The organism is Nocardia cyriacigeorgica GUH-2, assembly GCF_000284035.1.
Lineage (GTDB): Bacteria > Actinomycetota > Actinomycetes > Mycobacteriales > Mycobacteriaceae > Nocardia > Nocardia cyriacigeorgica_B.
Window position 1 is genome coordinate 4,145,258 of the sequence record NC_016887.1, and the last position, 24,962, is coordinate 4,170,219.

The 24,962-nt window shown below is 69.8% G+C and carries 25 protein-coding genes; 7 read left to right on the top strand and 18 right to left on the bottom strand.

The genetic code is table 11. The features are described 5' to 3' along the window. Positions 1-13 precede the first annotated feature (13 nt). Positions 14-982 (bottom strand): bifunctional riboflavin kinase/FAD synthetase, encoded by a 969-nt coding sequence (locus tag NOCYR_RS18765; RefSeq protein ID WP_175587089.1) that lies wholly within the window; start codon positions 980-982, stop codon positions 14-16. A 135-nt stretch (positions 983-1,117) separates the two neighbouring features. Between NOCYR_RS18765 and NOCYR_RS18770 the strand changes: the two genes are divergently transcribed. Further along, positions 1,118-1,897 (top strand): metal-dependent transcriptional regulator, encoded by a 780-nt coding sequence (locus NOCYR_RS18770; RefSeq protein ID WP_014351979.1) that lies wholly within the window; start codon positions 1,118-1,120, stop codon positions 1,895-1,897. 18 nt (positions 1,898-1,915) lie between these two features. On the opposite strand, the gene NOCYR_RS18775 is transcribed toward NOCYR_RS18770, so the two are convergent. Together NOCYR_RS18775 and NOCYR_RS18780 are read right to left on the bottom strand one after the other, a co-directional pair. Continuing rightward, positions 1,916-2,977 (bottom strand): tartrate dehydrogenase, encoded by a 1,062-nt coding sequence (locus NOCYR_RS18775; protein ID WP_014351980.1) that lies wholly within the window; start codon positions 2,975-2,977, stop codon positions 1,916-1,918. Further along, positions 2,974-4,446 (bottom strand): NAD-dependent succinate-semialdehyde dehydrogenase, encoded by a 1,473-nt coding sequence (locus tag NOCYR_RS18780; protein WP_014351981.1) that lies wholly within the window; start codon positions 4,444-4,446, stop codon positions 2,974-2,976. The genes NOCYR_RS18775 and NOCYR_RS18780 overlap by 4 nt, the downstream gene beginning before the upstream one ends. Before the next feature lie 165 nt (positions 4,447-4,611). Here NOCYR_RS18780 and NOCYR_RS18785 point away from each other — a divergent pair, with 165 nt between their 5' ends. Next, positions 4,612-5,871, top strand: a complete 1,260-nt coding sequence (locus NOCYR_RS18785; protein WP_014351982.1) for an aspartate aminotransferase family protein — start codon at positions 4,612-4,614, stop codon at positions 5,869-5,871. A 50-nt stretch (positions 5,872-5,921) separates the two neighbouring features. After that, a complete protein-coding gene (locus tag NOCYR_RS18790) occupies positions 5,922-6,416 on the top strand; it encodes a DUF3830 family protein (protein WP_014351983.1) in 495 nt (164 codons plus the stop codon). Between the two features lie 33 nt (positions 6,417-6,449). On the opposite strand, the gene NOCYR_RS18795 is transcribed toward NOCYR_RS18790, so the two are convergent. Continuing rightward, positions 6,450-7,835: an amidase gene (locus NOCYR_RS18795; protein ID WP_197538448.1), complete on the bottom strand. Its 1,386-nt coding sequence runs from the start codon at positions 7,833-7,835 to the stop codon at positions 6,450-6,452. A gap of 29 nt (positions 7,836-7,864) precedes the next feature. After that, the gene (locus NOCYR_RS18800) at positions 7,865-8,830 is read right to left on the bottom strand and encodes a D-2-hydroxyacid dehydrogenase (protein WP_048833518.1); all 966 of its coding nucleotides are present in this window, start codon (positions 8,828-8,830) and stop codon (positions 7,865-7,867) included. Between the two features lie 86 nt (positions 8,831-8,916). Between NOCYR_RS18800 and NOCYR_RS18805 the strand changes: the two genes are divergently transcribed. Genes NOCYR_RS18805 through NOCYR_RS18815 form a run of 3 tightly spaced genes read left to right on the top strand, consistent with a single transcriptional unit; the run spans position 8,917 to position 11,147 of the window. After that, a complete protein-coding gene (locus NOCYR_RS18805; protein WP_014351986.1) occupies positions 8,917-9,657 on the top strand; it encodes an Asp/Glu/hydantoin racemase in 741 nt (246 codons plus the stop codon). Between the two features lie 30 nt (positions 9,658-9,687). Then, the gene (locus NOCYR_RS18810; protein WP_014351987.1) at positions 9,688-10,431 is read left to right on the top strand and encodes a maleate cis-trans isomerase; all 744 of its coding nucleotides are present in this window, start codon (positions 9,688-9,690) and stop codon (positions 10,429-10,431) included. Between the two features lie 50 nt (positions 10,432-10,481). After that, entirely contained in the window at positions 10,482-11,147 is a 666-nt protein-coding gene (locus tag NOCYR_RS18815; protein ID WP_014351988.1) for a GntR family transcriptional regulator, read from the top strand. Between the two features lie 38 nt (positions 11,148-11,185). On the opposite strand, the gene NOCYR_RS18820 is transcribed toward NOCYR_RS18815, so the two are convergent. Next, complete coding sequence (locus tag NOCYR_RS18820) at positions 11,186-12,019, bottom strand: hypothetical protein (protein ID WP_014351989.1); 834 nt, start codon at positions 12,017-12,019, stop codon at positions 11,186-11,188. 277 nt (positions 12,020-12,296) lie between these two features. Continuing rightward, positions 12,297-12,698, bottom strand: coding sequence for a DUF4345 domain-containing protein (locus NOCYR_RS18825; RefSeq protein WP_014351990.1), 402 nt, complete (start codon positions 12,696-12,698; stop codon positions 12,297-12,299). 133 nt (positions 12,699-12,831) lie between these two features. Here NOCYR_RS18825 and NOCYR_RS18830 point away from each other — a divergent pair, with 133 nt between their 5' ends. Beyond that, positions 12,832-13,428, top strand: coding sequence for a TetR/AcrR family transcriptional regulator (locus NOCYR_RS18830; RefSeq protein ID WP_014351991.1), 597 nt, complete (start codon positions 12,832-12,834; stop codon positions 13,426-13,428). Between the two features lie 6 nt (positions 13,429-13,434). Here NOCYR_RS18830 and truB read toward each other — a convergent pair whose 3' ends face one another. From truB to rimP, 11 genes are all read right to left on the bottom strand, one after another. Then, positions 13,435-14,349, bottom strand: a complete 915-nt coding sequence (gene truB / locus NOCYR_RS18835) for a tRNA pseudouridine(55) synthase TruB (RefSeq protein ID WP_014351992.1) — start codon at positions 14,347-14,349, stop codon at positions 13,435-13,437. Then, a complete protein-coding gene (npt, locus tag NOCYR_RS18840; protein ID WP_014351993.1) occupies positions 14,349-15,014 on the bottom strand; it encodes a 4'-phosphopantetheinyl transferase Npt in 666 nt (221 codons plus the stop codon). Before npt ends, truB begins: the two co-directional genes overlap by 1 nt. 141 nt (positions 15,015-15,155) lie before the next feature. Beyond that, the gene (locus NOCYR_RS18845) at positions 15,156-16,112 is read right to left on the bottom strand and encodes a metallophosphoesterase family protein (protein WP_014351994.1); all 957 of its coding nucleotides are present in this window, start codon (positions 16,110-16,112) and stop codon (positions 15,156-15,158) included. Positions 16,113-16,208: 96 nt separating this feature from the next. Then, on the bottom strand, positions 16,209-17,510 hold the full coding sequence (locus tag NOCYR_RS18850; protein ID WP_148280920.1) for an MATE family efflux transporter: 1,302 nt from the start codon (positions 17,508-17,510) through the stop codon (positions 16,209-16,211). An 89-nt stretch (positions 17,511-17,599) separates the two neighbouring features. After that, positions 17,600-18,661 (bottom strand): DHH family phosphoesterase, encoded by a 1,062-nt coding sequence (locus tag NOCYR_RS18855; protein ID WP_014351996.1) that lies wholly within the window; start codon positions 18,659-18,661, stop codon positions 17,600-17,602. A 78-nt stretch (positions 18,662-18,739) separates the two neighbouring features. Beyond that, the gene (gene rbfA / locus NOCYR_RS18860) at positions 18,740-19,180 is read right to left on the bottom strand and encodes a 30S ribosome-binding factor RbfA (protein WP_014351997.1); all 441 of its coding nucleotides are present in this window, start codon (positions 19,178-19,180) and stop codon (positions 18,740-18,742) included. A gap of 106 nt (positions 19,181-19,286) precedes the next feature. Continuing rightward, on the bottom strand, positions 19,287-19,577 hold the full coding sequence (locus NOCYR_RS18865; RefSeq protein ID WP_014351998.1) for a DUF503 domain-containing protein: 291 nt from the start codon (positions 19,575-19,577) through the stop codon (positions 19,287-19,289). 76 nt (positions 19,578-19,653) lie between these two features. Next, entirely contained in the window at positions 19,654-22,590 is a 2,937-nt protein-coding gene (gene infB, locus NOCYR_RS18870; protein ID WP_014351999.1) for a translation initiation factor IF-2, read from the bottom strand. Between the two features lie 111 nt (positions 22,591-22,701). Further along, a complete protein-coding gene (locus NOCYR_RS30575) occupies positions 22,702-22,968 on the bottom strand; it encodes a YlxR family protein (RefSeq protein ID WP_231855961.1) in 267 nt (88 codons plus the stop codon). Between the two features lie 203 nt (positions 22,969-23,171). Continuing rightward, the gene (gene nusA / locus NOCYR_RS18875; RefSeq protein ID WP_014352000.1) at positions 23,172-24,200 is read right to left on the bottom strand and encodes a transcription termination factor NusA; all 1,029 of its coding nucleotides are present in this window, start codon (positions 24,198-24,200) and stop codon (positions 23,172-23,174) included. Then, on the bottom strand, positions 24,197-24,877 hold the full coding sequence (gene rimP, locus NOCYR_RS18880) for a ribosome maturation factor RimP (RefSeq protein ID WP_014352001.1): 681 nt from the start codon (positions 24,875-24,877) through the stop codon (positions 24,197-24,199). The genes nusA and rimP overlap by 4 nt, the downstream gene beginning before the upstream one ends. Between the last annotated feature and the right edge of the window lie 85 nt (positions 24,878-24,962).

Genomic DNA, 24,962 nt, shown 5'->3' on the forward strand with positions numbered 1-24,962 from the left:
GAGGTCAGCCGGTTCAGGACTGGGCGGCGCCGAGCACCTTGCGGGCGCTGTCGACGTCGCGGCGCATGGCCTCGATCAGGTCGTCGAGCGAGTCGAACTTCTGCATGCCGCGCAGGTGCTCGACGAAGTCGACCGCCACGTGCTGGCCGTAGAGGTCGGCTTCACCGTCGAGCACGTACGCCTCGACGGTGCGGGCGCGTCCGGAGAAGGTGGGGTTGGTGCCGACGGAGATGGCGGCCATGGCCCGCTCACCGGGAGTGACGGTGCCGATGGTGGGCCCGGGCCCGAGCACGGTGAACCAGCCCGCGTACACGCCGTCGGCCGGGATGGCGGCGTGCATGGGCGGTGCGACATTGGCGGTGGGGAATCCGAGCTCGCGGCCGCGGCCGTCACCGTGCACCACCACGCCCTCGACCCGGTGCGGGCGCCCCAGCGCCTCGGCGGCCGCGGCCATGTCGCCGGCATCGACGCAGGCGCGGATGTAGGTGGAGGAGAAGGTGACCGCGTGCTCGCCCAGCAGCGTCACCGCGTCGACCTCGAAGCCGAAGCGATGGCCCAGCTCGCGCATGGTTTCGACGGTGCCTGCGGCCTTCTTGCCGAAGGTGAAGTTGTCGCCGACCACGACCTCGGCCACGTGCAGGCGCTCGACCAGCAGGTCGTGCACGTAGCGGGCGGGGGTCAGTTTCATGAATTCCTGGGTGAACGGCATGACGCAGAAGACGTCGACGCCGAGTTCCTCGGCCAGTTCGGCGCGGCGGGTCAGCGTGGTCAGCTGGGCCGGATGCGAACCCGGGCGCACCACTTCCATCGGGTGCGGGTCGAAGGTCATCAGTACCGCCGGAACCCCGCGTGCGGCAGCCGACTTGACGGCACGGCTGATCAGCTGAGCGTGCCCACGGTGGACCCCGTCGAACACACCGATCGTGAGCACGCACCGGCCCCAGTCCGCGGGAACTTCGTCGAGACTTCGCCATCTCTGCACAGTGCGCAGCCTACGCAAATCCGGTGTCGAACAGTATTCCGGCATGCCCGGCGCACCGCCTCGGTGTAGTGGTGGTGAGGTCCCGGCGAATGGCGGGTTTCTCGCGCATGGCGCGATGTGTGTATCGCTGCTCCTATGCCTAAGCTCGAAGATGTGCCCGGTAAACGAGATGTCGCCACCCGGCGGGAACTGGCCGATGCCCTCACCGGCAACCCTGACGCGAGCCACGCCGGTGCGACCACGATCGCACCGGTGCTGTCGTCGGTCGCGCAGGACTACCTGAAGGTCATCTGGACCGCGCAGGAGTGGTCGCAGGAGAAGGTGTCGACCAAACTGCTCGCCGAACGGATCGGGGTCTCGGCCTCCACGGTGTCCGAGGCGGTGCGCAAACTCGCCGATCAGGGCCTGGTCGAACATGCCCGCTACGGGGCGATCACGCTCACCGAGCACGGCAGGCTGGCCGCGGTGGCGATGGTGCGCAGGCACCGGTTGATCGAGACCTTCCTGGTGAACGAGCTCGGCTATGGCTGGGACGAGGTGCACGACGAGGCCGAGGTGCTCGAGCACGCGGTCTCGGACCTGCTGATGGCCCGCATCGACGCCAAGCTCGGGTTTCCGGACCGCGATCCGCACGGTGACCCGATTCCGTCGGTCGACGGCGCGGTGCCCACTCCCCCGGCCCGTCAGCTCAGCGATTTCGGTGACGGCGAACGCGGGCGGGTGGCGCGCATCTCCGATTCCGATCCGGCCATGCTGCGCTATTTCGACGAGGTCGGCATCGCCCTGGACACCCCGATCACGGTGGTGGAGCGGCGCGATTTCGCCGGCACCATCGCCATCCGGGTGGGTGCGAGCGATCAGCCGGTGGATCTGGGCACCCCGGCCGCGGACGCCATCTGGTTGACCGCGCTCTGATCCAGCCGCGGTCGAGAACTACCCCCGGGCCAGGACGGCCGCAGCGGCGGTAGCGATGGCCGCGCCGAGTTCGCTGGTGGTGGCGGTGCCGCCCAGATCCGGCGTCAGGACGGTCCCGGCGGCGAGGACCTCGCAGACCGCGCGATCCACGGCGGCAGCCGCCGACTGCTCGCCCAGGTGCTCGAGCATCATCGCCGCGGCCAGGATCTGCGCGACCGGGTTCGCGATCCCCTGACCGGCGATATCGGGGGCGCTGCCGTGCACGGCCTCGAACATCGACGGCGCGGTGCGGTCGGGGTTGATATTGCCCGAAGGCGCCAGCCCGAGCCCGCCGGTGACCGCGGCGGCCAGGTCGGAGAGGATGTCGCCGAACAGATTCGACCCGACGATGACGTCGAGACGGTCCGGATGCAGCACGATCTCGGCCGCCAGTGCGTCGACATGCATATGCCGCACCGGCACCTCCGGATAGTCGGCCGCGACCTGTTCGACGATGCTGTCCCAGTACGGCATCGAATGGATGAGCCCGTTGGATTTGGTGGCCGAGCACAAGCCCTTGCGCCGCTCGCGGGCCCGGTCGAAGGCGTAGCGGATGATGCGTTCGCAGCCGGCGCGGGTGAACACCGATTCCTGGAGGACGAATTCACCGGGCCGCCCGCGCTGGTGGACGCCGCCGATCTCGGAGTACTCGCCCTCGGAGTTCTCCCGCACGATGAGCAGATCCAGATCGTCGGCGGTGCGTTCGCGCAGCGCGGAGGTGGTGCCGGGCAGCAGCCGCACCGGCCGCAGGTTGACGTATTGACCGAAGGCGCGGCGCAGCGGAATCAGCAGCCCCCACAGCGAAATATGGTCGGGCACACCGGGAAAGCCGACCGCGCCGAGCAGGATCGCGTCGAAAGCGGCCAGCTGTTCGACGCCGTCGGCGGGCATCATCGCGCCGGTGCGCAGGTATTGCTCACAGGACCAGTCGAATTCGGTCCATTCGACGCCGGGCAGCACCGCGTCGACGACCGCCACGGCCTCCGCGGTGACGTCGACGCCGATGCCGTCGCCGGGGATGGTCGCGATCCGATAGGTCACAGGTCGACTCCGATGTATTTGGTTTCCAGGAATTCGTCGATGCCGCTGGTCCCGCCTTCACGGCCGAGCCCGGACTCCTTGACCCCGCCGAACGGTGCGGCCGGATCAGACACGACGCCGCGATTGAGCCCGACCATGCCGGTCTCCAAAGCCTCGCACACCCGCAGCCCGCGGCGCAGGTTCTCGGTGAAGACGTAGCCGACCAGCCCGTAGGGAGTGTCGTTGGCGCGGGTGACGGCCTCGTCCTCGGTGTCGAAGACCGAGATCGCGGCGACCGGGCCGAAGATCTCGGTGCGGGTCAGCAGCGCGTCGTCGCCGACGTCGGTGAGCACCGTGGCCGGGTAGAAATTGCCGGGACCCTGGATCGGGGTGCCGCCGGTGCGGACGGTGGCGCCGCGGCCGATCGCGTCGTCCACCAGCGATTGCACCTTCGCGACCGCCGCCTCGTCGACCAGCGGGCCGACCACCACACCCGGTTCGATGCCCGGCCCCATCGGCAGCCCCGCCATCCGCGCGGTGAGCCGATCGGCGAACTCGACGGCGATACTGCGATGCACCAGAAAGCGATTCGCGGCAGTGCAGGCCTGTCCGATATTGCGCATCTTGGCGGCCATGGCGCCCTCGACCGCGGCATCCAGGTCGGCATCGTCGAAGACCAGGAACGCGGCATTGCCGCCGAGCTCCATCGAGGTCCGCATGACGGTGTGCGCGCACTGTTCCAGCAGCTTCTTACCCACGGCGGTGGATCCGGTGAACGAGAGCTTGCGCGACCGGCTGTCGCGGATCATCGGTTCCATCACCGCGCCCGGATCGGAGGTGGTCACGACATTGACGACGCCGTCGGGCAGGCCGGCAGTGCGCAGGATCTCGGCCAGGGCCAGCGTCGACAGTGGGGTCTGTGCGGCCGGCTTGATCACGCAGGTGCAGCCTGCGGCGAGGGCGGGGCCGATCTTGCGGGTGCCCATGGCCATCGGGAAATTCCACGGCGTGATGAGCAGGCTCGGCCCGACGGGCTGGCGGGTCACCAGGAATCGGGAGCCGCCGCGCGGTGCCGGCCGGTAGCCGCCCTCGATGCGCACGGCCTCCTCGGCGAACCAGCGGAAGAACTCTGCGGCATAGGCGATTTCGCCGCGGGCCTCGGCCAGCGGTTTACCCATTTCCAGGGTCATCACCAGGGCGAGGCGCTCGGTGTCGTCGAGCAAGCTCTGATGGGCCCGCATGAGCAGGTCGGCGCGATCGCGAGCGGGTGTGCGGGCCCATTCGGCCTGGGCATCCGCGGCGGCGGCGAGGGCGTCGAGGCCGTCGGCGGGGCTCGCGTCGGCGACGGTGCACAGCACCTGGCCGGTGGCGGGGTCGAGGACGGGTAGTTCCGCCACCGTCGCGCGCCACTGACCGCCGATGAATAGGCCGGTGGGCACGGACGAGATGGCGGTGCGTTGCGCCTGGTCGGGGCTGATCTCGGTGAGCATCGACGCGAACTCCCTTGTTCGGGCGGAGGGGCGATCATCGCGAAATGAGGCCGCCCGATCCATTGCTGCGACCCCGGGCCCCATGTTATGCATATTGTCAACAATCCTACAACCCGACGATCATCGGTAGCGGGCCTCGCCCGCACGCCCGGGAGGCCGAGCACTATGACCGCGTTATCGCCCATCCTGAAACAAGCCACTCCGGTGACCGTCGACCACGGCGCGGGCTGCTACCTCTACGACACCGACGGCCGCCGCTACCTGGACTTCACCGCGGGCATCGGCGTCACCAGCACCGGCCACTGCCATCCGCACGTCGTCGCGGCCGCGCAGGCCCAGGTCGCCCGGCTCATCCACGGCCAGTACACGACGGTCATGCACCGTCCGCTGCTCGAACTCACCGAGCGGCTCGGGGCCGTGCTGCCGGACGGGCTGGATTCACTGTTCTTCGCCAACTCCGGCAGCGAGGCGATCGAGGCCGCGCTGCGGCTGGCCCGGCAGGCAACCGGACGGCCCAATGTCGTCGTCTTCCACGGCGGTTTCCACGGCCGGACCGTCGCCGCGGCCTCCATGACCACCTCGGGAACCCGGTTCTCGGCGGGGTTCAGTCCGTTGATGGCGGGCGTACACGTCGCGCCGTTCCCCACCGCCTACCGCTACGGATGGAGCGAGGAGGAAGCGACCGCCTTCGCCTTGCGCGAACTCGACTATCTGTTCGCGACACTCACCGCACCGGAGGAGACCGCGGCCTTCATCGTCGAACCGGTGCTCGGCGAGGGCGGCTATGTCCCCGGCAACCGGACGTTCTTCCGCGGGCTGCGCGAGCGCGCCGACCGGCACGGCATCGTGCTGGTCTTCGACGAGATCCAGACCGGGTTCGGCCGGACCGGAAAGTTCTTCGGCCACCAGCATTTCGACGTCGAACCCGACGTCATCACCATTGCCAAGGGCCTGGCGAGCGGGTTCCCCCTGTCGGGTATCGCCGCGTCGCGCGAGTTGATGGCCAAGGCCTGGCCGGGGTCGCAGGGCGGCACCTACGGCGGCAATGCCGTGGCCTGCGCTGCCGCCATCGCCACGCTGGAAGTCATCGAATCCGAGGGCCTGGTGCAGAACGCGGCCGAGCGCGGCGCGCAGTTGCTGGCCGGGATGCAGGCGCTGGAGAGCAAAGCGGTCGGCGATGTGCGCGGGCTTGGTCTGCTCGTCGGCGCGGAATTCGTCACGGCCGCGGGCGAACCCGATCGCGAGACCGCCACCGCCGCACAACAGCTGGCGGTCCAGAAGGGGCTGCTGCTGCTCACCTGCGGTGCGCACATGAACGTGGTGCGGATGATTCCGCCGCTGGTGGTGAGCCGGTCCCAGATCGAGGACGCCTTGGCGATCTGGGCGCAGGTCCTCGCCGAACTCCCCGGCACCGCCCAGCCGTAGCCGGGATCACCGGCCCCCTGCCAGCGCGGCGCGATCGGAAAGCAGGCTTCATGGACCGCTATATCACCATCACCCTCACCAAGGCCGGCGTCACCTGCCGAGCCCGGCTGCTCGATGCCGAGGCGCCGCTGACCTGCGCAGCCGTCTGGGATGCGTTGCCCCAGACCGGCGACGCCTATCACGCCAAATACGCCCGCAACGAGGTCTACACGCTCGTCCCCCGGATCACCGCTGCGCCGCATCGGGAGAACCCGACCGTCACGCCCATCCCGGGTGATGTGTGCCTGTTCGACTTCGAGCCGTGGGAGATCGGCAACCCCGCCTACGGCTACGAGCCCGGCTCCACCGCCCATCAGGGTCAGGGCGCGACCGATCTGGCGATCTTCTACGGCCGCAACAATCTGCTGATCAACGGCGATCTCGGCTGGGTGCCGGGCAATGTCTTCGCCACCATCGACGACGGGCTCGCCGAGATCGCCGCCGCGTGCAACGACCTGTGGCGCTACGGCGTCGAGGGTGAAACGCTCGCCTTCGCGCGGGCGTGACGACGCCGCGGCCGGGTGCGGCTCGCGCTTCCCTCAGGACCCGAGCACGTGCTCCGCGTAGCGGGCGACGGCGAGCACGAGATCGTCGGAATGGCGTGGGCCGACGATCTGCATGCCGACCGGCAGCCCGGCAGCGGTGGTGCCGACGGGGATGCTGATGGCGGGCTGCTGGCTGAGGTTGAACGGGTAGGTGAACGGCGTCCACTGCGGCCAGCCGGTCAGGTCGCTGCCCGGCGGGACGTCGTGGCCCGCGGAGAAGGCAGTGATCGGCATGGTCGGGGTGATCAGCACGTCGTAGGCGGTGTGGAACAGCCCCATGGCGATGCCGACGGCCGCGGCGGTCTCGCGGGCAGCGAGATAATCGACGCCGCTGAGGGATTCACCGAGCTCCCACACCCGGCGCAGGCCGGGGTCGACCCGTTCCCGCGCCTCCGGGCCGAACGAGGCCAGCATGGCCGCCGCGCCCACCGCCCACAGCACCTCGAACGCCTCGCGCGGATCGCCGAAGCCGGGATCGGCGGGCACGACCCGCAATTCGGCCGCACCCAGGCGCTGCACCGCGCTCTCGACGATGGCCGCGACCTCCGGGTCGACATCGGCGAACCCCAGCGTGGGCGACCAGGCCACGGTGATGCCGCGAACATCGCGCTGCATCTGACTGCGGAAGGTGCTCAGCGTCGGGGCCAGCGCGGTGGGGTCGCGGGGGTCGGGCAACGACAGGATGTCCATCAGCAGCGCCGCATCCTCCACCGTGCGAGCCATCGGACCGGCATGGGCCAGCGGCCCGAACGGGCTGGCCGGATAGAGCGGAATCCGCCCGTGGGTCGGCTTGAATCCGACGATGCCGCAGAACGACGCCGGGATCCGCACACTGCCACCGCCGTCGGTGCCGACCGAGACCGGCCCCAGTCCGGCGGCGACCGCGGCGGCGCTGCCACCGGAGGAACCGCCCGCGGTGAGCGCGGGATCGACCGGATTGCGGGTGACGCCGGTGAGCGGGCTGTCGGTGACCGCCTTCCACGCGATCTCGGGTGTGGTGGTCTTGCCGAGCAGCACCATCCCGTCCTCGCGCAGCCGGGCGGCCACCGGGCTGTCCACCGGCCACGGGCCCGCCGGATCGATGCAGGTGGAGCCGCGCCGGGTGGGCCAGCCCTCGGTGAGGAACACGTCTTTGATCGAGATCGGCACACCGTCGAGCAATCCACGCGCGTGCCCGGCCTGCCAGCGGCCCTCCGATTCCTTGGCCTGCACCAGCGCACGATCCGGATCGACCAGGCAGTAGGCGTTGAGCGCGCCGTCGCGCTCGGCGATGGCGGCCAGGATCGCCTCGGTCGCCTCCACCGGCGACAGCGCGCCGGCGGTGTAGGCGGAGACCAGTTCGACCGCCGTCATCGCGGCGGGATCGGTGGGACGGTTGATATCGGGGTAGCTCATGGCTTGGCCCTCCTTCAGCCGGGCACGTACCCCAGCGTCTTGTCGACCACGTTGTCCAGCGGACGGCCGTCCATCCACCGATCGAAGTTGTCGGTGAACGCCCGCACGACCTCGGTGCGCCAGCCGACGATGTCGCCCGAATTGTGCGGGGTGATCTGCACATTCGGCAGGTCCCACAGTGGATGGCCCGGCGGCAACGGTTCCGGGTCCACCACATCCAGCGCCGCACCGGCGATGGTGCCCGCCCCGAGTGCCGCGACCAGATCGTCGGTAACCACGAGTTCCCCACGCCCGACGTTGACAAACCTCGCGTGCGGTTTCATGGCGGCGAAGGCCCTGGCGTCGAACATCTTGCGGGTCTGCTCGGTCAGCGGTGCGATGGCGACGACGTAGTCGGCCCACGGCAGTTCTGCATGCAGGTCCGCACTCACGCTGCCGAAATCCGGATCCTCGGCGCGCGCTCGCCGGCCGACGCCGCGCACCCGCATGCCGACCGCCCGCAGCAGCCGCGCGATGGTGCGCCCGATGGCGCCGGTGCCGACGATGAGCACGGTGGCGCCGCCCACCCGCTCGGACTCGCGATGGTGCCAGTCGTGGCGTTGCTGGCGGCGCACCGATTCCGGGAGGTCCTTGGCGAAGGCGAGAATCTGGCCGAGCACGTATTCGGCGATGGCGTCGTCGAACACGCCCCGGGTGTTGGTGACCACGACCTCGCTCGCGCGCAGCTGCGGGAACATCACCGGGTCGACGCCGGTCGCGCCCATATGCAGCCAGCGCAGCCGGTCGGCGGCATGCCACGCGCCGGGCAGCGCACGACTGAGGAAGTCGTAGACGAACAGCGCCTCTGCCCCGCGCAGTGCCTCGGCCAGCCCGGATGCCTCCGTGTAGCGCACTGTGGCCCGGGCGCTCACCCGGGCCATCAATTCCGAGTCGGGCACACTGTCACTGTGCAAGACGGCGACAATAGGGCCCTCTTTCACATTGACACCGTAAGATCACATCGTATGATTGTCAACAATCCGATCGGGTTCGGAGGTCTATCCAGCTGAGCGCGAGAGGGGCCGCAGTGGACATCGGTTTCCCCGATATCGAAGGCCCGGTCGCGCAGCGGGGAATCGGCATCATCGCGCCATTCGATCTCGCGCTCGAACGGGAACTCTGGCGCTGGGCGCCGCTCGAAGTGAGCCTGCACCTGGCCCGCACGCCGTACGAACCGGTTCCGGTCTCGCTGGCCATGGCCGAATTGGTGTCCAACCCGGCGCATCTGACCGCCGCCACCCGCGACGTGCTGCACGTGGAGCCGGAAGTCGTTGCCTACCTGTGCACGTCGGGCAGCTTCATCAAAGGGCTGGCGCATGAGCGGCTGCTGCGCGAGATCATCTGCCGCGCCGGCGCGCAAGACGCGGTCACCACCTCGGGGGCGCTGGTGGAGGCGATCGGCCATCTCGGCATCTCCCGCATCTCGGTCATCACCCCCTACGACGAGATCCTGACCGGCAAACTGCACGAATTCCTCGGCGAGGCCGGATGCGCGGTGGTGCGGTCGGATCATCTCGGGCTCGGCGGCGGGATCTGGAAGGTCAACTACCGCACCATCGCCGAGCGCATCTTCGGCGCCGACCATCCTGACGCGGAGGCGATCTTCGTCAGCTGCACCAATCTGCCGACCTACGACATCATCGAGCCGCTGGAAATGGCGCTCGGCAAACCGGTGCTGACGGCGAATCAACTCACCATGTGGGCCTGTCTCGGGCGGATGAAGCTGCCGATGATGGGGCCGGGAAAGTGGTTGCTCGATGTGTTCTGAGACCGGTCTCCGGCGTGAAAGAGGTGGCAGATGTCCGCTCCGACCGTAGGTTTCATCTACCCCGACCACGCGGCCGAGGACGACTACCCGCTGGCCGCCGCCGCGCTCGGCGTCCGGCTCGAGGTCGCCCACATCTACGGTACCGACCTGCACGCGGTGCCCGAACTGCTGGATCTGGGCAGTCCGGACAAGCTGCGCCGCGGCGCGCGGCTATTGGCCTGGCACCGGCCGACTGCGCTGGTCTGGGCCTGTACCTCGGGCAGTTTCGTGTTCGGCCCCGAGGGCGCCCGCGAGCAGGTGCGCGAGTTGTCGGCGTATGCCGGGGTCCCGGCCTCCAGCACCAGCATCGCGTTCGTCGAGGCGGCGCGGGCATTGGACGTGCGCACGGTCGCCGTGGCCGCCAGTTATCCCGACGAGGTGGCTCGGCTGTTCGTCGACTTCCTCGCCGACGCCGGCATCACCGTGGTGGCGATGTCGAGCGCGGGCATCGACACCGCCGCCGAGGTCGGCACCCTGACCGCCGAGCAGGTTCGCGAATTCGCCGTGCGCAACGATCATCCCGAGGCGCAGGCGCTGCTGATTCCCGACACCGCCATGCACACCCTGGGCGTGCTCCCCGAGTTGGAGGCGGTGCTGGGCAAACCGGTGCTCACCGCGAATCAGGTCACCGTCTGGGAGGGGCTGCGGCTGAGCGGCATCGCGCGCGAGCACACCGGATTCGGCGCACTGTTCACCAGTGCGGACCGGCCGCAGCGATGGCGGCAGCGTGCGTAATCATTGCGGACAGGGGGTCGGACCCGGCCCTGGAGCGAAAGGTCCTCACCATGCCAGTCGTTGACTTCGAGCCGGTGAATCGGCAGTCGACCGCCGAGATGATCGCCGACCGGCTGCGCGAGGCGATCATGCGGGGCGGGCTGGCTCCGGGCGATCAGCTGGGTGAGGCCGAGCTGGCCGCACGCTTCGGGGTGTCCCGCGGCCCGGTGCGCGAGGCACTGCAGCGGCTGGTCTCGGAGGGCCTGGCGACCAGCATTCGCAATCGGGGCATCTTCGTCGTCGACCTGACCCTCGACGATCTGGTCGACATCTACCGCGCCCGCTCCGCCCTCGAGGGCGGAGCGCTCACCCTGATCCTCGACGGCCGTCGCGAGATCGCCTACCAGGCCTTGGAACCGAGCGTCACCGCCATGCTCGCGCACGCCGAGCAAGCCGACGCCACCGCCGTCTCCGACGCCGACCAGGCCTTTCACGAAGCCCTCGTCGACAGCGCGGGCAGCCCCCGCCTCGTCCGCGCGGCCCGCACCCTGCTGATCGAAACCCGCATGTGCCTGGGCGCCCTCCAAACCACCTACCCCGACCTGCGCGAACAAGCCCGCGAACACATCGAACTCCGCGAAGCCATCAAGTCCGCGCCCGCCGCCACAGCCCATGCCATGCTCGCCGAGCACATGGACGATGCGGTCCGCAGATTGCGTGATCGCTACGCGGAGTGAGCACCAGGTCCGTGCGACGGACCGGCCGGCTCGCCGGTCTAGCAGGCCGGGAAGTACTTCTCGAAACGGCCCGGCACGCCGTCGGCGACTGCCTGGGACCAGCAGGTCTCGTGCGGGAAGGCGACATAGGTTGACCACGTGGTGCCGTCGTGGCGGACCAGGCGCTGGCTGTCGCCGGGGGTATCCCACACGATGATCGCCCACCGGCCGTCGCAGTCGCTGACGGTGGCGGATGCGTTCGCCAGTTCGGGTCCGACGCCGAGATCGCGCTCGATCGTCTCGGCGGCGCACGGTGGTGGCAGCCCCGGCTCTTCGAAACGCAATGTGCCGTCGACGGTTTCGCCGGCGCGGGTTATGAACAGACTGTGCATGCCCTCCGGGACCGGTGTGGTGCCGGGCGGCGGGTCCATGCCGAAGTAGTAACAGCCGACCGGGACTTCGAAGCTGGTCACGCCGCTGGCATCGGTGACGCCGTCGCGGCGCAGCACCTCAGTCGTCTCCCCCACCGGGATGTCACGGGTGGCCGGATCACAGGGCTGGACCAGGCGCACATTGACGGGCACAGCGGGCACGCCGACGCCGGACAGCGTCTGGGTGCGGATGACGGCGGTCCCGTACGCCTGCGCCGGTGGCGGAACCGGTTGCGAGGGTGCGCCCGGCGGCTGTTGCGGCCGTGCGGGTTCGGGTGGACCGTTCAGCGGAGGGATCCGGAAGGGCGCGGGTGTGGCGACCGCGGGGCCGGGTGTAGTCGCGGAGGTGGCGCCGGGAGATGCCGAGGTGGCCGTTCCGGCCGTGCCGCTGTCGTCCCCGCAGGCCGTCAGCAACGCCGCCGCGGCGGCGAGGCCGAATACCGTGTGCATGATCGCGCGCATGGTCACCGCCTGTGGTCGACCGGTTATTACCCGCCTATCGCGCGCGAATCGCCGGGAGTTACCGCAGGTCGGCGTGCTCACTCGGCGGCGACGCGGCGCGATCCATCCATCATCGGGCCCGGCAGAGTCGCTGCACAACAGCCGATCCCGAACTCACCCCGGCCGACTCGGCCAGGCGCATAGCACCCTGGTCAACGGTTCCTGGTCCAGGACTGGCAGCCGGCCGGTGATGTGATCCACGCCGGGCATTTCCGACTGACTGGGCGTGCGCCCGGCCTCATGCGGCAACGGCCACCGGTTGCTGCCGACGCTCGATCACCGCGGCCAGCGCGAAAAACACCGGCGACAATACGATCTCGATGACGGTGAGCACGATCTGGAACCAGTGCGGCCACCCGTGCACCGCCAGCGAGATCAACCGCCCGACCGCGCCGAGGGCGAAGATCGCGGCCAGCCAGCGCACCGCCCACAGGTTGATCGGCGACTGGCGCACCGCCCAGATCCACGCCAGGCCGTAGCCGACGAAGATCGCGCCGAAGAACCGGCTCTGGCTGTCGGCGGTCACCCCGTTCCACTCCATATCGGGCACCGAATCCTTGCCCAGCGCCAGGTGGTAGCAGCCGATGGCGACGCAGGCGACGCCCATCGTCCAGGTCAGCCAGGTGAGTGCGCGAGTCATCAGGACCCTCCGATCAGCCGCAATTCCGTCGGCGTGACATCGATTGCTGCGCCGCCCACCCGGCGCGTTAGTAGACGTGCGTCTACCAAGACCATACGAGCATTAGTAGACACGCGTCAACTACGATGTGCGGATGAGCAACCGACGCCGGCTCGCCCCGGAACAACGCCGCCGCCTGCTCGTCGACGCCGGTGCAGGCCTGTTCGCCGACCGCCCCTACGACAAGGTGCTGATGGAGGACGTGGCCGCGGCGGCCGGAGTGTCGCGCGCACTGCTCTACCGGCACTTCCCGTCCAAGCGGGAGCTGTTCGCCGCCGTCTACGAGCAGGCATCGGCGGACCTGCTGGTGGCCACCGAACTCGACCCCGCCGCCCCGCTCGCCGAGCAGCTGGCCGCCGGCCTGGACGCGCACTTCGACTACTTCGAGGCCAATGCCCATGCGGTGATCGCCGCCAACCGCGTGCTCGCCACCGACCCGACCATCCAGGCGATCATCTCCGGCGAACTGGGTGAGCTGCGCAGGCGTTTGCTCGATGTGCTCGGCGTGGAAGGCCAACTGCGCGAGGCCACGTCGGCGGTGCTGATGTCGTGGCTGACCTACGTGCGCGTGCTGACGATCGACTGGCTGGAAAACGGCAGCCTGACCCGCGAGCAGATGAATCAGGTCAGTGTCGGCGCCCTGCTCGGCGCCCTGCAGCCGCTGCTGGGCGCTGCGAACTCCGCCGGCTGACGCCGATCAGGCCAGTCCGCGCGGGCGGACCACCATGACGGGCGCGGCCCGCTTGCCCTTCTCCTCCAGTAGCGCGATGGCGGTGCCGTCCTCGGTCAGCGCCGCATACACCCCGGACAGGCCGATCGGGTCGAGCCAGCGGCCGTCGCGCAGCGATTCGGCCTCGGCCTTATCGATGCGGCGATGCGGGAACGCGGTGCGGATGGCGGCGTCGATATCGAGGCTCAGCCCCGGCTCGTCGGCGAGCTGGTCGAGGGTGCGGGCGTGGTCGAGGGTGAACGGTCCGACGCGGGTGCGGCGCAGCGCGGTGAGATGACCGCCGACGCCCAGCCCTTCGCCCAGATCACGGGCCAGGGCCCGGATGTAGGTACCCGAGGAGCATTCCACCACCACATCGAGATCGATGAAGTCACCGGCGGTGCGCCGGTCCAGCAGGTCGAAGCGGTGCACGGTGACCGGCCGGGCGGCCAGCCGCACCTCCTCACCGGCACGGTGACGGGCATAGGCGCGTTCGCCGTCGACCTTGATGGCGCTGACCGTGGCCGGGATCTGCTGGATCTCGCCGGTGAGCGCGGCGATCCCGGCGGCGATATCGGCCTCGGTGACGGCAGCTGCCGACTGGGTGGAGAGGATCTCGCCCTCGGCGTCGTCGGTGGTGGTGGCCTGGCCGAGCCGGATGGTGGCGGTGTAGGCCTTGGTGGTCAGGGTGAGCAGGCCGAGCAGTTTGGTGGCGCGTTCGACACCGAGCACCAGCACGCCGGTGGCCATCGGGTCGAGTGTGCCCGCGTGCCCGACCTTCTTGGTGCGCAACAGTTTCCGGCATCGGGCGACGACGTCGTGGCTGGTCAGCCCGCCGTCTTTGTCGACGATCAGCAGACCGCCGAGCCCGTCCGGCCCGAGCACCGGCTTGTCGGTGGCCATCAGGCGTGCACGATCGCGGTGAGGATGAGGCCGTCGGCGATCTGCCAGCGGCCGTCGAACGAGGTCAGCGGCACGCCGCCGTCGGTGACCTGGCCGGGGACGAGCAGTTCGCTGCGGAAGGTGCCCGAGGCCTTGTCGGAGGAATCGTCGACGGTGAAGGCGATGTGGGCGTCCTCGAAGCCGAGCCAGCGGCCGGTCAACGGGAACCACGCCTTGTAGGTGGCTTCTTTCGCGCAGAACAGCAGGCGGTCCAGATGCAGCGCGGAATCGGTGGCGCGCAACCATTCCCGTTCGGCGGGCAGGCTCACCGAATCGAGTACGCCCTCGGGCAGGGCATCGTGTGGTTCGGCGTCGATGCCGACCGAGCGGAAGCGCAGCTTGTGGGCCAGCGCCGCGGCCCGGTAACCGTCGCAATGGGTGAGGCTGCCGACGATCCCGCGCGGCCACACCGGCGCGCCGCGCTCACCCTTGCCGATCGCGACCTCCGGCTCACCCAGCTGCGCCAGCGCCAGCCGCGCGCAGTGGCGTGCGCCGATGAAATCGCGGCGGCGCTTCTCCACCGATTTCGCGATCAGATGCTCTTCGGCCGGATGCGCCCGCAGACCCTCCGGGTAGGTCAGCAGCTCGGCCGACGCGACCCCGGCGGGCAGAATGTTCTCGATCATCGCGATCGAGCCTAGTAGGTGCGCGTGGCGCCCCGGTCGCTGCCCGGGCAGCGGGATACCGCACGCCGACAGCTCCGCCGGCGCATACCCCGACGGCGCATCGGGCCGAACCCTCATTCCGGCCTGCGGCACACCGCCAGGCTAGATCCCGCGGCGGCGTTGTGCTTTGCTGCGCATCTCCGCGGCAGCGGCTTCCATCTCCGGCGTCACTTTGAAATGCCCGCCCCAGGAGTTGAGCGTGCCCGGCGGATACTCCGGCTCGGGCAGGATCTGGCGCAGCAGATTGTCGGGAAGGCCGCGGCGCTGCCATTCGCGCGGATAACCCAGCGACACTTCCTCGAAGCGGACACCCTCGTAATAGGTGGTGCGCGGGATGTGCAGGTGGCCGTAGACCGAGCAGACCACGTTGTAGCGGATATGCCAGTCGGCGGTCAGGTCGGTGCCGCACCAGAGCGCGAACTCCGGATAGAACAGCACGTCCGTGGGTTCGCGGACCAGCGGGAAATGGTTGATCAGCACCAGCGGAGTGCCCTCGGGCAGCGCGTTGAGTTTGCGCTCGGTGACCTGCACGCGGGCGTGGCACCAGGCGTCGCGGGTGAGGTAGGGATCGGGCGAGAGCAGGAACTCGTCGGTGGCGACCACATTGCGTTCGCGCGCCAGCGCCAGGCCCTCGGCCTTGGTCTTGGTGCCCTCGGGCAGGAACGAGTAGTCGTAGAGCAGGAACATCGGCGCCAGCGTCACCGCGCCGCCGTACTGTTCCGCGCCCGCGCCCCGCCACACCGGGAACGGGTCTTCCGGGGTCAGCACGTCCAGGTCCCGGCAGATCGAGACCAGGTACTCGTAGCGCGCGAGGCCGTGCATCTGCACCGGGTCCTTGGCCGTGGTCCACAGTTCATGGTTGCCCGGCACCCAGATCACCGTCTTGAAGCGGCTGCGCAGCAGCTCCAGCGCCCACCGGATGTCATCGGACTTCTCCGCGACGTCACCGGCGACGATCAGCCAGTCCTCCGGCGAGTCGGGTTTGATCTGTTCGACGACGGGACGATTGCCCTGGTGCCCGACATGAATGTCGCTCACCGCCATCAACTTGGGTATCACCACACCCACCTTGGCATACCGGTGTGACTACGAGCGCGGGGACCACCGTCGCGTCGGCTCGGACCTCGCGGGATGCGCCGGCCGCCGGCGACGCGCTCACCGTGCGGCACGCGGCACCTCGGCGCCCACGGTGGCCCAGCGGCCGGACAACGCCCGCCAGACGACGGCCATCAGCCGCAGCACCATGAACGCCATCAGGCCCGACCAGATACCGGCGATCCCCCAATCGAAGACCAGCGACAACCAGATGGCGGGCAGGAAGCCGAGCAGCGCGGCGCCGAGGGTGGTGGTGCGTAGATAGGCGGCGTCGCCGGCACCGAGCAGTACGCCGTCGAGCGCGAAGACGACGCCCGCCACCGGGATCAACGCGACGAAGAACCACCACACCACTCCCGTGCGATCGAGCACGGCGGGATCGTCGGTGAACAGCGGCGGAATCACCGCGGCACCGGCGGCGAAGAGCGCGGCCAGGCCGAGCGCGAAGATCTCCGACCAGCCGGTGATCCGGCGGGCCAGCCCACGAGCCCCGGAAGCGTTGCCCGCGCCGAGTGCCGCACCGACCAGTGTTTGCGCCGCGATGGCCAGCGAATCCAGGGTCAAGGCGAGGAAGTTCCACAGCTGCAACACCAGCTGATGCGCCGCGACCGAGGCCGCACCGAACCGGGCGGCGACCGCGGCGGCCGAGACGAAGCAGGCCTGGAAGGCGAGGCTGCGGGCGATCAGATCCCGGCCGAGCACCAGTTGCGCGCGCATGACCGACGGGTGCGGGCGCAGCTCGACCCGTTCGCGAACCAGCGCCGACACGAACAGCGCGGCCGTCACCGCCTGCCCGATGACATTGGCCACCGCCGAACCGGGCAATTCCATTCGCGGCGCACCGAGTAGCCCATGCACCAGCACCGGGCACAACGCGGCCGATAACGCCAGGCCGGCAACGACATATGTCAACGGCCGACGCGTCTGCTGCACGCCACGCATCCATCCATTGCCCGCCATGGACAGCAGGATCAGCGGGACGCCGAACAGCGCGATCCGCACCCAGTCCAGCGCTTCGGCCGCGATATCACCACCGCCGGAGATCGCCGCGACGATCGGCACCGCGAAGATCTGCACCACCGCGACGATCAGCAGCCCGATCCCCGCGGCCAGCCAACTCGCCTGCACACCTTCGGCGACCGCACCGCGCTCGTCACCCGCCCCATGCTTGCGCGCCGCCCGCGCCGTGGTGCCGTAGGCGAGGAAGGTCAGCTGCGAACTCACCTGCGCCAGAATCAATCCGCCGACGGCCAGGCCCGCGAGCGCCAACGCGCCCAGCCTGCCGACCACCGCCAGGTCGAACAGCAGATACAGAGGTTCGGCGACGAGGACACCCAGCGTCGGTAACGCCAACCCGAGAATGCGGCGCGGCCCGGCGTCAGCGACCGGATCGGCTTCCGGCGGGGCTGCCGGACCGCCATGGCCGCAGGCCTCGGCCCGCCTCGGCGCACTCACCCCAGACCCGCGAGCAATTCGGCGACGATCTCCTCCGGCGTTCCGTGCGCGGTGTAGCCCGCGGCGTAGCGATGTCCGCCGCCGCCCAGCGCGGTGGCGACGGCGGAGACATCGAGTCCGTCGTGGCGGTCCGGGCCGCTGTCCTTGGAGCGCAGCGAGACCGTCCAGCGGCCGGGCTCCGCGGATTCCTTGAACACCGCGGCCACCCCGGCTTCGGCCGTGGTGCGCACGATATCGACGACGCTCTCGGCTTCCTCCTGCGTCACCCCGTCCAGGTCGGCGCGCCGTACGAACGCGTACACCAGGCCCACTCCCCCGTGCACCTGCGGCGCCAGCCGGGCCGAACCGAGCACCCGCGACAGCATCGGCAGCCAGCCGAAGGGATGGGTGTCGAGCAGGGTCTGGGCGATCTCGGCGCCGTCGATGCCGGTGGCCAGCAGCCGTTCGGCCAGTTCATGGGTGCCGGGCCGGACCCACCGGAACGAACCGGTGTCGGTGACCAGGCCCGCGTACAGGCAGTGCGCCACCGGCCGGTCGATCGGTTCACCCCAGGCATCGAACAGCCGGGTGAGCACGCTGGTGGTGGATTCGGCCGATGGGTCGACGAGATTGATGGTGCCGAAGCGCGTGTTGGACCGGTGATGGTCGATGACGAGCGTGCTGCGCGCGCCGTCGAGCCGGTCGGCCAGCGCGCCCAGCCGGGCCGCACTACCGCAGTCGACGGCGACCAGCAGATCCGTCTCGGCGGGCACCTCGCCGGGCGGCACCAGATGGTGTGCGCCGGGCAGCGAACTCATCGAGACCGGCAGCTGCGCGGGTTCGGCGAACGACACCCGCACCGCGGTCCCCCGCCGGTCCAGCACCTGCGCGAGCGCCAGCCCGCTGCCGATGGTGTCGGCGTCGGGCTGCACGTGGCACACGATGGTGACCGACCCGGCTGCCGCCAGCGCTCGCGCGGCCGCTTCGAAATCGGCGGCGCCGGGCCGCTCGGCCGCCGCGCCATCGATCGGTTCGGGGGCCGGACCGGCCGCTCCCGCCCGCTGTCCAGTTGTCGTCATCGCCTACCGCGAGTTCCGGATCATCCCCGCGAACGCGGGAAGCGCTGACGACGGCCGGGACGCGACGACAGCCGCGCCCTAGTCTTCATCGGAGTCCACCTTGTACGGGTCGGCGTCGCCGGCGTGAGTGGCGTTGGCGGCCACCTTCGCCACCTCGTCGTCGGCGGCCCTGGCCTTGGCCAGCAGGTCCTCCATCTGCCGCGCCGCGTCCGGCACGGTATCGAGGACGAACGCCAGCGTCGGGGTGAACTTGACCCCGGTTCCCGCGCCCACCTTCGAACGCAGCACGCCCTTGGCCTTCTCCAGACCCGCTGCCGCGGCGGCATAATCCGGTTCGGCGTCGACGGTTTCGCCCATCACCGTGTAGTACACGGTGGCGTCGCGGAGATCGCCGGTCACTTTCGCATCGGTCACGGTCACGAACCGCAGCCGCGGATCCTTCACCTCGTATTCGATCGCCGTAGCGACGATCGCCGAGATCCGCTTGGCGAGTCGGCGTGCCCTGGCTTGATCCGCCATGGCCGCTCCTTCCTCACTGAGAATAAGATCAATATCCAATTTGCGGTAGCAGCGGGGCCCTACGTGGTTACGCAGGCTGCCTCCTCCGGGCCCGTCGCTGCCACCGCTAATCTTCGGGTCCGAAGACCCGGCGGCGTACCGCCAGCAACTGTAACTCCGGACGTGCCGCGACATGCCGTTCACACTTGTCGAGCACCTCGGTCAGATGGTCCATTCCGGCACTGACCATGGCTACTCCGAGCAACGAGCGACGGTAGCGGTCATGTTCCCCGCCCTCGGCGGCACTCACCCCGAAGCGCTGCAACTCGGCCAGGATGGGCCGGATCACCGAACGCTTCTCTTTCAGCGAATGCACGTCTCCGAGCAGGATGTCGAACTCGAGTGCACCGAGGTACACACAACCTCCAGTTCCGGGCGACGCGACCGGGTGACCGGCGGGCGATCACCCGCCGGTCACCCGGTGTTCGTCACGATCAGTCGCGCGGCTTCTCGCGCAACTCGTAGGCCTCGATGACGTCGCCTTCCTTGATGTCGGAGTAGGTGAGCGTCATACCGCATTCGAAGCCCTCGCGGACCTCGGTCGCGTCGTCCTTCTCCCGCTTGAGCGAGGAGATGGTGACGGTCTCGGCGATGACCACGTTGTCGCGCAGCAGGCGCGCCTTGGCATTGCGCTTGACCGAACCCGAGGTGACCATGCAACCGGCGATATTGCCGACCTTCGACGACCGGAAGATCGCCCGGATCTCCGCGCGGCCCAGCTCGACCTCTTCGTAGATCGGCTTGAGCATGCCCTTGAGGGCCTTCTCGATCTCGTCGATGGCCTGGTAGATCACCGAGTAGTACCGGATGTCGACGCCCTCGCGGTTGGCCAGCTCGGTCGCCTTGCCCTCCGCGCGCACGTTGAACCCGATGATGATCGCGTTCGAGGCCGAGGCCAGGTTGACGTTGGTCTCGGTGACGCCACCGACTCCGCGGTCGATGACCCGCAGGCGCACCTCGTCGTCGACCTCGATACCGAGCAGCGCCTCTTCGAGGGCCTCGACGGTACCGGAGTTGTCGCCCTTGAGGATCAGGTTCAGCTCCGAAGTCTCCTTCAGCGCGGCATCCAGATCTTCCAGGCTGATCCGCTTGCGGCTGCGTGCGGCCAGCGCGTTGCGCTTGCGCGCGTTGCGCCGGTCGGCGATCTGGCGCGCGATGCGGTCCTCGTCGACGACGAGCAGGTTGTCACCGGCGCCGGGCACCGAGGTGAAACCGACGACCTGGACCGGCCGCGACGGCAGCGCCGCCTCGACGTCCTCGCCGTGCTCGTCGACCATCCGGCGCACGCGACCGTAGGCGTCGCCGGCCACGATCGAATCGCCGACGCGCAGCGTGCCGCGCTGGATCAGCACCGTGGCGACCGGGCCGCGACCGCGGTCCAGATGCGCCTCGATGGCGACACCCTGGGCGTCCATGTCCGGGTTGGCCCGCAGGTCCAGCGCCGCGTCGGCGGTGAGCAGCACCGCTTCCAGCAGAGCGTCGATATTGGTGCCCTGCTTGGCGGAGATGTCGACGAACATGGTGTCGCCGCCGTACTCCTCGGCCACCAGGTTGTACTCGGTCAGCTGCTGCCGGATCTTCTCCGGGTTCGCGCCTTCCTTGTCGATCTTGTTGACCGCGACCACGATCGGCACGTCGGCCGCCTGGGCGTGGTTGATCGCCTCCACCGTCTGCGGCATGACGCCGTCGTCGGCGGCGACCACCAGGATCGCGATGTCGGTGGCCTTGGCACCGCGGGCACGCATGGCGGTGAACGCCTCGTGACCCGGGGTGTCGATGAAGGTGATCAGGCGATCGTCCTCACCGAGGTGGGTCAGCACCTGGTAGGCGCCGATGTGCTGGGTGATGCCGCCGGCCTCGCCCTCGCGGACGTTGGCCTTGCGGATGGTGTCCAGCAGTCGAGTCTTACCGTGGTCGACGTGACCCATGACGGTCACCACCGGCGGACGCTGCTCGAGGTCTTCCTCGCCGCCCTCGTCCTCGCCGTAGCTGAGGTCGAACGATTCCAGCAGCTCGCGGTCCTCGTCCTCGGGGCTGACCACGTGCACGACGTAGTTCATCTCACTGCCGAGCAGCTCGAGGGTCTCGTCGTTCACCGACTGGGTCGCGGTGACCATCTCACCGAGGTTGAACAGGGCCTGCACCAGCGAGGCCGGGTTCGCGTCGATCTTCTCGGCGAAGTCCGACAGCGAGGCGCCGCGGGCGAGCCGGATGATCTCGCCGTTGCCGCGCGGCAGCCGCACGCCGCCGACGGCGGGCGCCTGCATGTTCTCGTACTCGGCGCGCTTGGCCCGCTTCGACTTACGGCCACGACGCGGAGCGCCACCGGGACGGCCGAACGCACCGGCCGCACCACCGCGACCGCCGGGACCGCCCGGGCGACCACCGCCGCCACCGGGACGACCGCGGAAACCACCGGCCGCGGGTGCACCGGCACCGGCACCGGGTGCACCGCCACCGCCACCGCGGTAGCCGCCACCGCCGCCGCCACCGGGACGACCGGCGCCGCCGGCACCGGGACGACCGGGACGACCGCCGCCGGTCGGGCCCGGACGCGCCGAACGCGCAGGCATGGCACCGGGGCTGGGACGCGGGGGCATCGAGCCGGGGCTCGGACGCGGACCGCCGGGACGCGGGCCACCGCCCTGCGCGGCGGCCGGGCGCGGACCACCCTGGGCCGGGCCGGGACGGGGACCGCCCTGCGCCGGACCCGGACGCGGACCACCCTGACCGGGCACCGGACGACCACCGGCCTGGCCGGGGCCGGGACGCGGGGCCGGACGCTCACGCTCGGGCGCGGGAGCCGACGAGTAGGGGTTGTTGCCGACGCGCGGGGTCTTCGGGCCGGGCTTGGGACCGGCCGGACGCGGACCACCCTGCGCCGGGGCACCCGGACGCTGCTGCTGACCGGGACGCGGAGCACCCGGCGTTGGCCGGGCACCGGGCTGGGCCTGCGGGGCGGCCTTGGCGGCCGGGGCCGGGCTCGGGGCCTGCGCGGCTTCCTTGGCGGGAGCGGGCGCGGGACCGGGCTTCACGGCCGGGCCGGGACGCGGGGCCGGGGTCGCGGGCGCCTCGGGAGCGGCGGCCTGGGCCGGCGCCGGGGTACGCGGACCCGGACGCGGACCACCCGCGGCGGGTTTGGCGGCCGGACGGGCCGCGGTCGACGGACCGGGCTTGGCCCCGGCCTTGGCACCGTTCGCCGGTGCGGATTTGGATGCGAACGATTCACGCAGCCGGCGCGCGACGGGTGCTTCCACCGTCGACGACGCCGACTTCACGAACTCGCCTTGCTCCTTGAGCGTTGCGAGTAGTTCCTTGCTCGTGACACCGAGTTCCTTGGCCAACTCGTGCACGCGGGCCTTGCCTGCCACTGCTCTCCTCACTGAGAGGTCGAGCAGCGCCACCGTTGTTCAGGGGACGGCGGCCCGCACGACCTCGGGTTATCTCCGATGGACGTTCATCGTTGGTACTTCACGGTGTGCTCATGAGTGCTCGTGCCTGTTCTCGAGGTAATGCTCCAGGGCTGAGATATCCAGATGTCCGGACACTCGTAGTGCTCTGCCGATCGCTCGGCGCCGAACCGCCAGGCTCAGACAAGCCGAAAAGGGGTGCAACCAGGCACCCCGTCCGGGAAGTCTGCGCCGCGGGTCGGGCACGATCTCGACAACGTCGCCGCTGCCGTTCCGGGCCACGATCCGCAACAGATCGGCGGCCAGCTCGCGCTTACGGCATCCGATACACGTTCGCACCGGAGCTGCCGGGCGCCGGGGCGCCGGGGGATGCTCGGTGGTGCGTTCGGGCGGGGATGCCGGTGGCTCGTGCTGAACCTTGGACCACTCTACCGCTGCCACGGTCCGATCACCGAACCCCGCCCCTGCCGAAGTTACCAACATGTCATCCCGGCCGGTTGTTCCCCGCGGCGCCGCGCCGGGCCGCACGCGTCGCGAGTGGGTCAACTGTGCTGGGCCTCGGTCCGCACGCCACCACCGGTGTCGGGGGCCGCGTCGCTGCGGATATCGATACGCCAGCCGGTCAGCCGGGCGGCCAGGCGGGCGTTCTGGCCCTCCTTGCCGATGGCCAGCGAGAGCTGGAAATCGGGGACGACCACGCGCGCGGCCCGGGCGTCCGGGTCCACGATTGTGACCGACACCACCTTCGACGGCGAGAGCGCATTACCGACGAAGGTCGCCGGATCGTCGGCGTAGTCGATGATGTCGATCTTCTCCCCGGCCAGTTCGCTCATCACATTGCGCACGCGCTGGCCCATCGGCCCGATGCAGGCGCCCTTGGCGTTGACTCCCGCGACGGTGGAGCGCACCGCGATCTTGGACCGGTGCCCCGCCTCGCGGGCGACGGCGACGATCTCCACCGACCCGTCGGCGATTTCGGGCACCTCGAGCGCGAACAGCCGCCGCACCAGATTCGGATGGGTGCGCGAGAGGGTGATCTGCGGGCCGCGCGGGCCGCGCGAGACGCCGACGACGTAGCACTTGATCCGGTCGCCGTGCTCGTAGCTCTCGCCCGGCACCTGTTCGGCGGGCGGGATCAGGCCCTCGGCGCCGTGCAGTTCGCTGCCGATGCGCACCACCACGGTGCCGCGGGCGTTGGCGCGGGCATCGCGCTGGACGACACCGCCGACGATATCGCCCTCATGGGTGGAGAATTCGCCGAAGGACTTCTCGTTCTCGGCATCGCGCAACCGCTGCAACACGACCTGGCGGGCGGTGGTGGCGGCGATGCGGCCGAAACCCTCCGGGGTGTCGTCCCATTCGGAGATGACGTTGCCGTCGGCGTCGAGTTCGCGCGCCATCACCCGGACCACGCCGGTCTTCTGGTTGATGTCGATGCGCGCGTTGGGCTGATGGCCCTCGGTATGGCGGTAGGCGGTCAGCAGCGCGGACTCGATCGCGGAGATCACGGTCTCGATCGAGATCCCCTTGTCGGCGACGATCGCGCGCAAGGCTTCGATTTCGATGTTCATTCCACGGTCCCTTCGATCGAATCGGACGCTGCTACAGGCTGGGGCGACGCCCCGCTGGTTCCTCCGGTGTCCGCGGCGTCCTCTCCCGCGGGAACAGTCGTGCCCGGCTCACTGCCGGGGATCGGCCGGCCCGGCGCGACGCCGCCGGCCAGTTCGAGTTCGCGGGGGCCGGGCGGGGAGAACTCCACCTGCACCACGGCGGTCGCGATATCGGCCAGCGGCACGTGCACCCGGTGCGGCTTGGCCTTGCCGCCGAGCACCAGCGCGACGGTGTCGCCGGCCAGCTTGCCCACGCGCGCGTCGAAGGTCGCCTTCGCGCCGGGATCGGGTGGTTCGGCGCCGGGGCGCAGCGTTATCCGCGCCTTGCGGCCCTGAGCGCGCCGCCAATGCCGTTCGGTGCTCAGCGGGCGGTCGATGCCCGGGGTGGAGACCTCGAGCAGATACGGCGATTCCCCGAAGTCACCCGCGTCGTCGAGCTGGGCCGAGAGCTCGTTGCTGAGTTCGGCGATGGCGTCGAGGTCGGCCGGGTCGTCGCTGTCCACGATCACCCGAACCCGAGCCTGGGCATCGGCATGCCGTCCGGCCGTCGAGATCTCGACGCCCTCGAGATCGAATCCCCGGCGTTCGACGAGTCCAGCAACGAGCTGGCTCACCCTTTCCTCGGTCGGCATCGGCATGTGGGGCGGCTCCTGGTTCAGTTGTGGCGCGAGCGGAAATTTCTGTACCGAAGGTCTAGCGTAACGCGCCCGGAGAGTGTAAAGG